We start from the raw sequence: 12,240 nt of genomic DNA, 5'->3' as shown, positions 1-12,240 counted from the left end.
AAAAGAGCGTTTTGTTCACTTCATGACTAGTTAATTCATAAGCAGCTCAAATTTAGAGGTGCCTGATGATTGCTGGATTAAACTTCAAATATAATCGAACATTGATTACCTAAAGTTCATTAGAATGCCAACGATCGTAAACAGAATTTCACTGATTAGGATGAATTGCAAACTGATCAAAATGTTGAAAAAGGTGGTCATTTTATCTGGGTGACTGATGAAAGTATGAATTCGTTGAGAAACAATTGGAATAGTAACTAAACTGAGCAGGGTAAAGAAAGGTAAATAATGTAAAAGGACGGCAACCACAATCATGATATAACTGAGAACATAGCAACTAGTTAAGACCTTTATCGCATTATGTCTTCCAATGTAATACACAAGGGTTCTTTTTCCAATATGAATGTCCTCATCACGATCGCAAATGTTATTACCCAACATGACATTACTGATTACGAGAATTGCAGGAAGGGCAATCACAAATCCCTTGAGCCAAAAGAATGAATCTAATTGAGGCTGATTATAAATATTGATATAAATAGCAAGTAGGGTAATGTTATAGCCCATGGTGATTCCGGATGCCAACTCTCCAAAAGGTGTTTTTAAGATGGGGTACGGACCACCTGAATAGGCATATCCGACCACAAAACTTAGAACCCCAATCAAGAGTAAGATCCATCCAGTTTTAATTGTGAGATAAACCCCAATCGCAGCTGAAAGTAAGACCAAACGGCTGATGATTAACCTGGCCCATGAAAGATGAATTTTAAACTTGGCAATGATATTGTTTGCAGAATTTGAACCGCTCTGATTAAAGCGCCAATAATCGGTATATTGATTATGTCCATTTACTGCTAAATGAAAAGAGATCACCGCAATGAAAAGAAGAAGAGCGTCACCAAGATTGAAATGATCATAATAGAAATAAGCAAATGCACATCCCATTAAGTATGGGAGTGCTGAAATCACTGTTGACTGTGCCTGAACCAGAGCATTAAACTGTTCACGACGAGTAAGACTTTCCATATCAAGACTTCCTTTATAAAAACTGCCTCTATCATACTATGAAATGTGAATCTTGCTGGTACTAATACTCAGCAATCGATGTTCTAGAAACATAAAAATCCTCAGTATCTAGCAATCTGGCCTATTCAAAGAAAGCTTATCCTTGGGATAATGCCTGCATTGAGTCGTTTCATGCCTTGATTAAGCGTGAATGGATAAATCGGTTTAAAATCCATTCATACTCCGAAGCTAAACGACTAGTTTTTCAGTACATTGAAACGTTTTACAACACAGTTAGAATTCACAGTCACTGTGGATTCAAATCACCAAGGCAACTTGAAGATGAGTATCAAACTCAAATTCAAAATTTAGTCGTGGCATAGGACAAAAAAGTTTCTATTTAAATTGTCTATTTTATTGACAGGGGACCAGTCCCGCTTTCATACAGCTGAACGATCATTTTCTTGAATTCGACAGAATATCTCTTTCTTTTGCTCATAAGACACGATCCTCTCTAGTAGAAATTCTATCAAATCGTGTCCACACTTTCATCCTAAGTCCAGACCTTTATGGGTTTTTCTGTCCACTAATATGTTCAACTTAAATTTTACAATCTACCTCATGAGTAACCTCTTTTATAAAAAAATAGTGGATAAGTCCATTAAATTCTTGAATTGGACACTTGTCAACAAGTGAGTTAAATGACAAACAGATAACAATTGCTTGCCGCAATCGTTTTCAACACAAATGGGTCTTCAAAAAATCTTAAGAAGCTTGTAAGATTATTTCTTAATGGCAAAGACTTCAAGCAAAAAGACTGACATTCGTCTGGTTAGGCGTTATGATAATTTTCTTGCGTCAATTTGATTGACAAAAAATTCAAAGGAGGTCCGCACATGAGCGACTTGACCAAGGGTAATTCCCTGAAACTAATTTTCTTCTTTACGATTCCACTGTTGATTGGTAATCTATTCCAACAGTTATACAATGTCTCTGATACAGTGGTGGTTGGCCAAACCCTTGGTGTTAAGGCGCTTGCCGCTGTGGGGGCCACTGGTTCAATCAACTTTTTAATTATTGGGTTTGCCCAAGGGTTGACGGCGGGATTAGCGATTATTACGGCTACACGATTTGGCGCCCGGATTATAAGGGCGTCCGGCAATCTTTTGCGGCGAGCATCATTATTTCAATTTTGATGACGATTGTTTTGACGGTTCTGTCACTAACATTTGTCGACCCGATTTTAAAATTAATGCAGACACCAGCTAGTATTTTTGCCAATGCGCGGATCTTTATTAGTACCATCTTTGCCGGAATCTTTGCATCTATGGCGTTTAACTTGTTATCTAATATTATTCGTGCACTGGGGGATTCCCGAACGCCATTAATCTTTTTGGTCATTGGGACCGTTGTTAACGTTGTTTTAGAGTTATTATTTATTTTAGTCTTTCACATGGGGGTTGCCGGTGCCGGCTGGGCAACGGTCATTTCCCAAGTGGTTGCTTCCTTGTTGTGTGTGGTGTACATCATTCGCTCAATTCCGTTGCTGCACATTACGCGGGATGATTTCAAAGTGAGTGCTAATGAATTGTGGCAGCATTTTTCAACAGGGATGCCCATGGGCTTTCAGCTATCGATCATTGCGATTGGGACGATGGTGATGCAGGCCGCCCTGAACTCGTTAGGGACCGACTCTGTGGCTGCTTCTACGGCTGCTTCTAAGGTCGATCAATTGTGTTCTCTACCAATGTCCTCATTTGGGGTAACCATGGCTACTTTTGCCGCACAGAACTTTGGTGCTGGTAAGTATGGGCGGATCATGGAAGGGGTTAAGAAAACCCTCTGGCTGTCTGGTAGCTTTGCCGTCTTTGCCGGAGCCTTGGTGATCTTCTTTGGGAAACCCATTGTGACGCTGATTATTGGAACGGCAGACGAACATGTTATCCAATTATCTCAGACCTACTTCAATATTATCGGGAGTACTTACCTGCTATTGAGCGTGCTCTTCATTATTCGCAATACGCTACAAGGACTGGGACGACGGGTCTTGCCGACGCTTGCCGGTGTTGGTGAATTAACCATGCGGGTCTTTGCCGCTTTGGTCATGGTTAAAGCATTTGGCTATGCTGGGGCCGTTTCCGCAGAACCGTTGGCTTGGTTAGGTTCCTGTGCGATTTTGATTCCATCATGGATTCGAGCGGTTCGGCAACTTCGTAATCTGCAACGTTCGGTGGAAGTGGTCGAAGGGGAGCCGGCGACAACGGCATTACCAAAAAAGCCGTGTCAGCAGATTCCCATTAGGCAATAAAGCATGATAAACTAAGGTGTGGCCTTCGGGTCAGACCTTTTTCTTTTATACCGTACCTGGTTAAAAATTAACTAGCACCATGCGTATTACGTTATAATTCTAAATCTGATTAACTCTTGATTAAATGCATCTTTATCAATATCGTGAGGAACCCTAGCTATTATACCCATTGTTCAGCACTATACTCATAGTAAAATAATTTGAGGTTAACTAAAATTATACGCCCAGAGGTTTACCATCTACTATCGAGTGGGAATAAAATGCAGGTATCACTTGAAGTGAAAAGCTTGATTTGACGGCATTTCAGACGAAGTGAAACGGGTTGAAATAGGTAGAATTTACTTGGTTTCCTGCCAAAATCCGCCACAAAAAGAGCCATATACTCATAGCAGATTGCTTGAGATATGGCTCTTTTTGTGGGATCGGGCACTACTATTCATCTGAACTTGAGTTAACTGTTATTGGTTGCTCGAGCAACATGGTATATACGTCATTTTCGATAAATGAATCAAGCATGCGAACGTTTGAAAAAATCTGCAAATTTTCTTGATAGTGTTCTTCTAATTTTGAGGCGCTAATAAATTTCTGATCCTCAGGGGTGAGTTCTGACAGAATTCGCTTGAAGGCATTTGAGATGACCGTGGAGATTTCCTCCTTGGTTAGTTTTTCAAATTTAATCTTTTGATCAATTCTTGAATATATTGGAAGGCCCACCGTGGATGCAATAGTTTCCTCATCGTTGAAATTAGACGTTAGGATGAATATGCAACTAGATACATCCACTTTGTAATTGATGTCCTCGAAAATACCCTCATCAAACATTTGATAAAATACGTTATATAAGCTAGGGGACACCTTGTCGAATTCATCGATTAGGACGATGTTTGATTCGCGCGATAGTAAGTCCCTAGCCATGGATGGCCGAGCATGTTCATCACCGAAAACATATTTGAAGGCTTCTTCGGTTTGCATCATTGAAAACTGAATTCGTGTTAACTTACCATGGTAGAAGTTGCTAATATTCTTAGCTAATTCAGTTTTACCTACGCCAGAGGGTCCGTAGAACATCATGACAGTGGGCTTTTTCTGGTGATGGTATGCCGCTTTGTACAATCCTACGCACGATGCGTGTTTAGCATTGTTTTGTCCAATAACTTTTCCGGTTAGTAGCTGAGAGTAAAGTTTTGTGACCTCGGTCGTACTTGGAGAAAAATATGGCGACGTTAATTCAACAATCTCATCCTCATCAAAGTTGGATCTGATGGAGTATTCAACTCGTTTCGGAGGATTCTGAATATACAAGTTTTCGATGTCGTGGCCTAGTAGTACAATATTCGAGAAATTTGAGATTACGTGTTCTGTGACCGATGCAAAGTCATCAGCAAAAATTACCACATTACCAATTTTATCGCGGCTAAATTCGGCATCTTTGTTGCCCATAGTATCGTTGGCGCGGACCGTTACATTATATTGACGAATCAGCTCCATAAATGGTGTGTAATTGTCCTCTACTTGATTTTGATTAAGTAGGGAGCGGAAATCTTTGCTCGATCCGTAGAATAGTTGAATATTTGCCATTAGCGAACCCCCGCTAAAACGACATCGAAAACATCAAGCGATTTTTCGTCGTTAGAATCAGCATCCTGATGGGATTGAGCCTGCTTGGCTAAGCCGCTAAATCCGACTTCGGACTGCTGACTGTCAAGATTGAACTCTGTTTCAAAATCGAGTTGGGATAGCTTTGTTGTACCGACGTGAATAGCATACAGAACTAAGTTCATTTTAGGCAAATCCTGAATACGATAATTGTTCTTAAAAGCATCAATGTTAAAACGAAATACCTTTTGAGTGGTGATGGATTTACCAAATTTTGAATCAGTTTTTTCTCCGACCACTTCGTAGTAACCTTTAGAGTTTCGGATGCCACTGTTCATTTTTGAAATTGCCATGGTAATATCTGGATTGTCGAGCTGTTGATGTCCCTCCATCATCTCTGTTAGGGGCGCTATAGTTGCGAAGTAAGTCATTGAATCCTTCGGAATTGAGAGTGCGTAATCTTCCTTAATATCTAATAATGGCGTTCCCCGTTTTGATTCTGCGGACTCTAAGAAATCATAAAGCAAAGAATTCTCAATGACGGTTCTGGCAATTTTACTTCCGTTGAGAGATCCATTTGCTCCCATCATTGAGTTGATGCCGGCGGATAAGCCAGAGATATGATTCACCAGTTTATTGACTCCGACATCTTCGTCTAGTTGTGCTTTTATGTCAGCATCTGCGCCAATTTTCCCAGTCATAGATCGAATTGTTTCCTCGGTTCTCGTCAGATGTCCTTTTTGACGAACCTGTAATAAATCTACAGCGGAGGTTTCATCAAAGTAGATGATTTTTCGTGGCAGGCTTTTCTTCATGTGTGTTCCGCCTTATCTATATAATTTTTATTGATTCATACGTATTATAGCAGAGTAGAAGGCTTTTATGGTCGATTTTCGAACAAATGTTCCCGAACGTGGTGGTCTTTTAATTCACTCATTTAGAGACTAAGAAGTTTTGAAATTTGGATTTTAGAAGCTGATAGCATATATTGATACTGTGGCTCGCTAGGTGTATACTAAACACATGGAAAATCCTAAGTTCGAGTTTTACACGCGTCCAAGTGGACACAATGAATTCCAAGAATTCTTAGATAGTTTGAAGCCAGTGGAAAAGCAGAAGCTAGTCACCGTCATTGCCAAGACACAGAAATTTGGTTTGCAAGTGGCGGCGCGCCAAATGTGGATCAGAAAAATATCAGATGGCATCTTTGAGCTTCGGACAACAGGATCGAATATCCAGCGGGGCTTGTACTTTCACGTTGAAGGTCCGCGTTATGTGATTACGCATGGCTTCACGAAGAAGACCCAGAAGACGCCGGTGTCTGAACTTAATCATGCCAAAGAACTCAGGACAGAATACTACGATAATTTGGGAGGTAAGTAACATGGCAAAGAACATTTCTTTTGACGATTATCTCGCTGAACAACTTAAGGACCCTGAATTCAAGGCAGGCTTTGATGCCGAATCTGCCAAACTTGAGAGCGCAGTGGCGTTGATGAGCGAGCGCGAACGCACCGGTTTGACCCAACGGGAACTAGCCGAGCGGGCAGATGTGCCGCAATCAACGATTGCGCGCATCGAGCATGGCCAGAACACTAGCTTTGATACCATGAGCAAGATTGCCTTTGCACTGGGAAAGAAGCTCAAGGTTGAATTCACTTAGAATATAGCGATGTCCCCATGTTTGTGAGCGTCAGTTTTCGGAACTTCGAGACTGGCGCTTTTCTTTATATGATTGATGCGTGATACTTGAAACATAATACTGACGAATCGAGGCTGTTTCATGAAGGAAGCAGATCAAAAACGAGCCGCCACGGCCTTTGTCAAGCGTTGGCAAGATCGTGGTAATGAACGACAGGATAGTCAGACCTTCTGGTTGGACTTGCTGGAGACTGTCTATGATATTCATAATCCTGGTGAGTACATCAGTTTTGAAGACCGAGTAATGCTGGATCACACCAGCTTTATTGACGGTTTCATTGACACAACCAAGGTGTTGATTGAACAGAAAGGCCGAAATAAGAGCTTGTTTGACGGCATACGGCAGTCTGACGGCAGTTTGCTGTCTCCATTTGAGCAAGCAAAACGATATTCCGCCAATTTACCGTACTCTAAGCGGCCGCGCTGGATTATCACGAGCAACTTTACCCAGTTCTTCGTGTATGATATGGAGCAACCTAATGGCGAGCCGGCAGTGATCCAGCTAAGGACTTACCGACTGCGTATTACCGTTTGGACTTTATCGTCGATCAGTTGAATCCGCATCTCGACAAAGAGATGGAAGTTTCAATGCAAGCTGGTGAGTTGGTCGGCAAGATTTACGATTAACTGTTCACGCAGTATCGTGATCCTACTAATGCCAGCAGTCAGCGTAGTATTAACGAGTTGTCTGTACGTCTAGTGTTTTGCTTGTACGCTGAAGATGCTGGCATTTTTGGCCGTCATGGTATGTTTCACGACTATCTCAATGAATTTGAGACGCGGCACCTGCGTACGGCCTTGATAGACCTGTTTCGTGTGCTGGATACGCCAATCGATAAACGCGACCCATATCTGGAAGAAAAGTTGGCTGAGTTTCCGTATGTGAATGGCGGAATGTTTACTAATGAGGAAGTTGAGATTCCACAATTCACCGATTCGTTGCGCGCTTTGATTCTAGATCAAGCCAGCAAGGAGTTTGACTGGTCTGAGATCAGCCCAACAATTTTTGGTGCGGTGTTTGAGAGTACCTTGAACCCAGACACGCGACGTGAAGGTGGCATGCACTATACCTCGATTGCAAATATTCATAAAGTCATTGATCCAATGTTCCTAGACGGTCTCCGAAATGAGCTGACTGAAATCAAGCAAATTAAGCAACGTAAGACCATGATTCAGCGCGCGACAGATTTTCAAGCCCGGCTCGGTAAGTTGCGTTTCTTTGATCCAGCGTGTGGGTCAGGTAACTTTCTGACTGAAACCTATTTGTCATTGCGGAAGCTCGAAAACCAGGTTATCAGCTTGATTTACGGGAATGAAAGCATGTTGGCAGTTGATGACGATTTGATCAAGGTGTCCATTCAACAGTTTTATGGTATTGAAATCAATGACTTTGCGGTGTCCGTCGGCAAGACAGCGCTGTGGATTGCTGAATCGCAGATGATGGAAGAAACGGCGGCGATTGTTTACGCGAATATGGACTTTTTGCCATTGAAGACGTACACCAACATCACAGAGGGCAATGCCATCCGTCTCGATTGGGAAACGGTAGTCGGCGGCGAGAGAATTACTTACATCATTGGTAATCCACCATTTTATGGTCACGAAAAGCGGACACGCGCGCAAGCAGCGGACATGGATATTGCTTTCCATGATTTTACCAAGTATGGCAAGCTGGATTATGTGGCGGCGTGGTACAACAAAGCGGCTGACTTCATTCAAGGTAAGACGACCGAGGTCGCCTTTGTTTCAACTAACTCGATCACGCAAGGTGAGCAAGCGCCAACGCTTTGGCCAAAACTATTCGAGAAGGGCATTGAAATTCAATTCGCCTATCGGACATTCCGCTGGAGCAGTGAGGCCAAGGAGAAGGCGCAAGTCCATGTGGTCATCATTGGCTTCACCGGCTACCCACGCAAGGAGAAGAAGCGTCTGTTTGAAGGGGGGCAGATGAAGCTGGTTGACCATATCAATGCGTATCTTACCGCGGGAACTGATGTATTCCCACAGCCACGTCGAAAGACTAGTATTTCCGGTGCCAACTTTCCTGTGATGTCTAAGGGAAGCCAACCAACAGACGGGGGTAACTTAATTCTTTCTCCAGCGGAACGAGCGGCGTTAATTAAGCAGTACCCGCAAACAGAAAGTTATATCCGACGTTATGTTGGCTCCAGAGACTTTATCAATAATGTTGAGCGGTACTGCATTTGGTTAAAGGGTGTATCACCAAGTCAATTTCGTTCTGTTCCACCAATTATGGAACGGTTAGCGGCCGTCACCGAAGCAAGATTGAAAAGTCCTACACCGTCAGTTAAAGCATTGGCGGAAATGCCCATGTTATTCACTGAAATTCGTCAACCGGATTCAAACTATCTAGCGGTCCCTGAGGTTTCGAGCGAAAACCGACGTTATGTGCCGATGGGGTGGATGTCTCCAGCGGTTATTGCCAGCAACAAGCTGTATCTCGTTCCGAATGCCAGTCTGTATATGTTCGGTGTGATGACTTCTAATGTGCATATGGCGTGGATGCGTGCGGTTGCTGGTAGAATGAAGAGCGATTACAGTTACTCGCCAACCGTCTATGCAAATTTTCCGTGGCCAGAAGTTGATGATAAGCAAAAGGCGCAGATTGAACAAACAGCCCAGGGGATTCTCGATGCCCGTAAACTTTACCCGGATAGTAGCTTAGCTGATCTCTATGATCCGTTGGCGACAGTTCCTGAACTGCGCAAAGCCCACCAAGATAATGATCGAGCCGTTATGCGGGCATATGGCTGACAATTAAAGGCACCACCGAGAGTGATACCGTCGCCATGCTGTTTGAACGTTATCGGCAACTGACCAAGTAGAATTGCGAGAAAAAGGACTACCCGTTTAGATTGGGTTGCCGACCATGCTTGGTTCTAAACCGGTAAAGCGGCATTTCACGCTGTCACGTTTCATGATTTCCGCGTTGTTGATTGGACAGTCGAGACCAGCAACGGTGATCTGAGTGGACTTCTTACGATGTTCACCTTCCAGAATCGTGACGGAATACTTATAGCCGACAATTTCATCCGTGTTGAATTTCCGCGGTGTACCATCATTGCCCATGATTTTGTTGCCAGAATCATCAAGGCGTTCTTCAGTTGCCATTTTAGGGGTGACTTCGTCTAGTTCAAAGATGTTGCCGATCTTGGAGTAGTCGAAATCGCGCATGCTTAACATTTTAGCCATGGTAGATTGTAAAATTATTTGGGTCTAGAATTTTTGGTGTTGGAAAGTATTTCCATTCCAAAAGTACTAGGCCCTAATTTAAAAAGCCATTGATAATGGATCAAAAGCGACCAATAGGGTATACCCTATTGGCTTTTTTTGATTCTGTGCTATACTAGGAATTACAAGTGTTCATTAGAACTGTCCAAAAAGAGAACTGGAAATGGCTAAAATCGGTTATGCGCGTGTGAGTTCCAAGGAGCAACATTTAGATCGACAGTTAGCGGCTTTAAAAGACGTTGATAAATTATTTACGGATAAATTGAGGTCCTGAATATGATCAAACCATCCGTTTTTACGAGTCAGTGGGATTTGAGCGATTGGAAGTTTTCCCGACATTATGGGATGCTTGGAATCCTTGTTTGGTGTTGGTTAAGAAGCTTTAATAAGCGGCCAAATCGCCCGGAACAAAGTCCATAAAAATCGCCATGCCTGACAGAACAGATCGGCTCGTGTAAGCTTGATATGCGTAAGCGCATTCAAAACGAGGGATTAGTATGGGTCCATTCTTTCATGGGTCACGATGATCTCAGAATTATCCACATCCATTCTGTTGTACAACGTCAAGACTCGGACAATGACAGTAGCCATTTATACCGAAGTTATTCGTGGAAATTACGGCGTTGCAGCTGCACTATCAACGATTTTGACCGCGTTGACAGTGATTTCCTTGCTAATCTTCATGAAAGTTTCTAAGAATGGGGATATTGCGATGTAACCACAAAACTTCGTCGGAAATAGGACAAAAGGGAGTTGACCGTGACTGGTTGACTCTCTTTTTGCTGTGGAAGCGACTTTTGTTGGCAAAACTGGCTGAATATTCACATGAACGAAAAAAGATATATGTGGTGAACCTATTTACATCTAGTCTTAGAAACCATATAATATGGTTATTAAAGCCGCAAGGAGGCAGAACATGACCAAAAAAATTGCAATTGTCGTTGATTCGGGTTCTGATGTCCCTCAAAGTGTTCTTGATGAAAATAAAAATATTGCAGTCGTACCGCTGAATATTACTATGAATGGGCATAATTACCTTGATGCAGTTGATATCACACCGGATGAATTTTATTCGGCGTTAGCAACGGCGGAAACCTTGCCGAAGACGTCCAGTCCGTCACCACAAGCTGCCAAAGAAGCGATGGATGCGCTGTTCGCGGCTGGTTATCAGCAGATCTTCGGTATCACAATTTCGAGCGCGTTGTCTGTGACGAACAACGTCTTTCAATTGGCCGCGCAAGATTTTCCCGCTGACACCGTAACCATTCTTGACACAAAAAGCATCGGCATTGGCAGTGGCATCCAAGCAGCCTATGCCGCATCATTGATCAATGCAGGGGAATCTTTTCAGGACGTGATTGCAAAAGTTCGTGCCTCAATCGTCAAAAGTCGGATTTATTTCTACGTGCCAACCTTGAAGTACCTCAGTGCCGGCGGTCGAATCGGCCGAGTGGCAGGCCTTGTCGGTTCGGTTTTGCACATTAAACCGGTGATCTCATGTGATCCAGAAGGCGTCTACTACCCTCTTTTTAAGGCGCGATCTGAAGAAAAAGCGATTCAAAAGTTGGTTGAACAAGTCAAACAGGATTGTTTAAAAAGCACCCACTATCGTTTAGGAGTAGCCCACGGGCAAAACCCATCTTTAGTTAAAAAGTTGGCAGAGAAACTTCGTGAAGCGACTGGTCGGCCAGTTGATTTTATTGGTGAGGTCTCACCGTCATTGGGCGTGCATACAGGGCCAGGGCTGATTGGGGCTACAGTTCAGTCGTATTAAGGTGTTACAAAAATAAGTCACGCCTCTCAAGCTTTACCTAAAACGAAAAGCAGATCAAAATTGCCCTTTTCTCAATTTGTTGAGAAAAGGGCAATTTTGATTTGATAAAACAGTCATTCCAACCACTTATTCTTCTTAGCCATCTGCACGGCCTCAATTCGATTATGAACACCGAGCTTACTGAAAATAGCGGACAAATAGTTACGAACGGTTCCTTCTGAGAGAAATAGCGAGGCAGCAATTTGTTTTGACGATAAGCCGCTGGCGACTGCCGCCAAAACAGCGAGTTCGCGGTCGGTGAGGGGATTGCTTTCAGCTGTCACCATATTCGTGACTAATTCCGGGGCGTAAACCGTTTGGCCCGTCATCACTTTTCGAATAACGTCAATCAAATCATCACTGGGGCTATCTTTGAGCAAATAACCATTTACTTGGGCAGCAATGGCGCGTTCAAAGTAAGCCTTCTGTGCGAAGGTCGTTAAAATAATGACTTTTGTTGGTAACTCACTGTCATGAATCTTATCGGCAACATCCAATCCGGTTAACTTGGGCATCTCGATATCCAGAACGGCAACGTCCGGTTTGAGCTGTTCGGACAAAAAAA

At 43.0% G+C, this 12,240-nt stretch carries 9 protein-coding genes and 5 pseudogenes; 9 read left to right on the top strand and 5 right to left on the bottom strand.

Going from position 1 to position 12,240, the window contains the following annotated elements; genetic code table 11:
- Nucleotides 1-105: 105 nt before the first annotated feature.
- Nucleotides 106-1,026, bottom strand: a complete 921-nt coding sequence (locus JCM11969_RS14535) for a prenyltransferase (RefSeq protein ID WP_054712256.1) — start codon at nucleotides 1,024-1,026, stop codon at nucleotides 106-108.
- Nucleotides 1,027-1,142: 116 nt separating this feature from the next.
- On the opposite strand from JCM11969_RS14535, the gene JCM11969_RS17280 reads away from it, so the two are divergent.
- Nucleotides 1,143-1,388: an integrase core domain-containing protein gene (locus JCM11969_RS17280; RefSeq protein WP_420864754.1), complete on the top strand. Its 246-nt coding sequence runs from the start codon at nucleotides 1,143-1,145 to the stop codon at nucleotides 1,386-1,388.
- A gap of 513 nt (nucleotides 1,389-1,901) precedes the next feature.
- A pseudogene (locus JCM11969_RS14530) lies at nucleotides 1,902-3,313 on the top strand (MATE family efflux transporter).
- 432 nt (nucleotides 3,314-3,745) lie between these two features.
- Here the strand turns inward: JCM11969_RS14530 and JCM11969_RS14525 are convergent.
- Together JCM11969_RS14525 and JCM11969_RS14520 are read right to left on the bottom strand one after the other, a co-directional pair.
- Nucleotides 3,746-4,891 carry an AAA family ATPase gene (locus JCM11969_RS14525; protein ID WP_054712254.1) on the bottom strand — a complete coding sequence of 382 codons (1,146 nt, stop codon included), beginning with the start codon at nucleotides 4,889-4,891 and terminating at the stop codon, nucleotides 3,746-3,748.
- On the bottom strand, nucleotides 4,891-5,724 hold the full coding sequence (locus tag JCM11969_RS14520; protein WP_054712252.1) for a DUF6414 family protein: 834 nt from the start codon (nucleotides 5,722-5,724) through the stop codon (nucleotides 4,891-4,893). The genes JCM11969_RS14525 and JCM11969_RS14520 overlap by 1 nt, the downstream gene beginning before the upstream one ends.
- Nucleotides 5,725-5,932: 208 nt before the next feature.
- Between JCM11969_RS14520 and JCM11969_RS14515 the strand changes: the two genes are divergently transcribed.
- The 3 genes and pseudogenes from JCM11969_RS14515 to JCM11969_RS14505 all read left to right on the top strand — a co-directional run bounded on the left by JCM11969_RS14515 (nucleotide 5,933) and on the right by JCM11969_RS14505 (nucleotide 9,456).
- Nucleotides 5,933-6,292, top strand: a complete 360-nt coding sequence (locus tag JCM11969_RS14515; RefSeq protein ID WP_003589709.1) for a type II toxin-antitoxin system RelE/ParE family toxin — start codon at nucleotides 5,933-5,935, stop codon at nucleotides 6,290-6,292.
- Nucleotide 6,293: 1 nt separating this feature from the next.
- Nucleotides 6,294-6,572: a helix-turn-helix domain-containing protein gene (locus tag JCM11969_RS14510; RefSeq protein ID WP_054712250.1), complete on the top strand. Its 279-nt coding sequence runs from the start codon at nucleotides 6,294-6,296 to the stop codon at nucleotides 6,570-6,572.
- A gap of 120 nt (nucleotides 6,573-6,692) precedes the next feature.
- A pseudogene (locus tag JCM11969_RS14505) lies at nucleotides 6,693-9,456 on the top strand (DNA methyltransferase).
- Between the two features lie 25 nt (nucleotides 9,457-9,481).
- Here JCM11969_RS14505 and JCM11969_RS14500 read toward each other — a convergent pair.
- The gene (locus JCM11969_RS14500) at nucleotides 9,482-9,823 is read right to left on the bottom strand and encodes a hypothetical protein (RefSeq protein ID WP_054712248.1); all 342 of its coding nucleotides are present in this window, start codon (nucleotides 9,821-9,823) and stop codon (nucleotides 9,482-9,484) included.
- A gap of 202 nt (nucleotides 9,824-10,025) precedes the next feature.
- On the opposite strand from JCM11969_RS14500, the pseudogene JCM11969_RS14495 reads away from it, so the two are divergent.
- From JCM11969_RS14495 to JCM11969_RS14485, 4 genes and pseudogenes are all read left to right on the top strand, one after another.
- A pseudogene (locus JCM11969_RS14495) lies at nucleotides 10,026-10,127 on the top strand (recombinase family protein); the annotation flags it as partial.
- A 4-nt stretch (nucleotides 10,128-10,131) separates the two neighbouring features.
- A pseudogene (locus tag JCM11969_RS17275) lies at nucleotides 10,132-10,248 on the top strand (GNAT family N-acetyltransferase); the annotation flags it as partial.
- A gap of 113 nt (nucleotides 10,249-10,361) precedes the next feature.
- Nucleotides 10,362-10,580: pseudogene (locus JCM11969_RS14490) on the top strand (iron ABC transporter permease); the annotation flags it as partial.
- Between the two features lie 198 nt (nucleotides 10,581-10,778).
- Nucleotides 10,779-11,636, top strand: coding sequence for a DegV family protein (locus tag JCM11969_RS14485; protein ID WP_054712244.1), 858 nt, complete (start codon nucleotides 10,779-10,781; stop codon nucleotides 11,634-11,636).
- A gap of 113 nt (nucleotides 11,637-11,749) precedes the next feature.
- On the opposite strand, the gene JCM11969_RS14480 is transcribed toward JCM11969_RS14485, so the two are convergent.
- Nucleotides 11,750-12,240, bottom strand: a 491-nt coding sequence (locus tag JCM11969_RS14480) for a response regulator transcription factor (RefSeq protein ID WP_054712242.1), incomplete at its 5' end; no start/stop codon positions are given.

It is taken from the genome of Secundilactobacillus paracollinoides DSM 15502 = JCM 11969 (assembly GCF_001311135.1).
Classification (GTDB): Bacteria; Bacillota; Bacilli; order Lactobacillales; family Lactobacillaceae; genus Secundilactobacillus; species Secundilactobacillus paracollinoides.
This window is presented reverse-complemented; position numbering and strand designations above follow the sequence as displayed.

What these genes read in the sequence shown, in the direction of transcription:
- JCM11969_RS14500 (WP_054712248.1), bottom strand. Translation starts at nt 9,823, where the DNA reads ATGGCTAAAATGTTAAGCATGCGCGATTTCGACTACTCCAAGATCGGC.
- JCM11969_RS14535 (WP_054712256.1), bottom strand. Translation starts at nt 1,026, where the DNA reads ATGGAAAGTCTTACTCGTCGTGAACAGTTTAATGCTCTGGTTCAGGCA.
- JCM11969_RS14485 (WP_054712244.1), top strand. Translation starts at nt 10,779, where the DNA reads ATGACCAAAAAAATTGCAATTGTCGTTGATTCGGGTTCTGATGTCCCT.
- JCM11969_RS14520 (WP_054712252.1), bottom strand. Translation starts at nt 5,724, where the DNA reads ATGAAGAAAAGCCTGCCACGAAAAATCATCTACTTTGATGAAACCTCC.
- JCM11969_RS14515 (WP_003589709.1), top strand. Translation starts at nt 5,933, where the DNA reads ATGGAAAATCCTAAGTTCGAGTTTTACACGCGTCCAAGTGGACACAAT.
- JCM11969_RS14525 (WP_054712254.1), bottom strand. Translation starts at nt 4,891, where the DNA reads ATGGCAAATATTCAACTATTCTACGGATCGAGCAAAGATTTCCGCTCC.
- JCM11969_RS14510 (WP_054712250.1), top strand. Translation starts at nt 6,294, where the DNA reads ATGGCAAAGAACATTTCTTTTGACGATTATCTCGCTGAACAACTTAAG.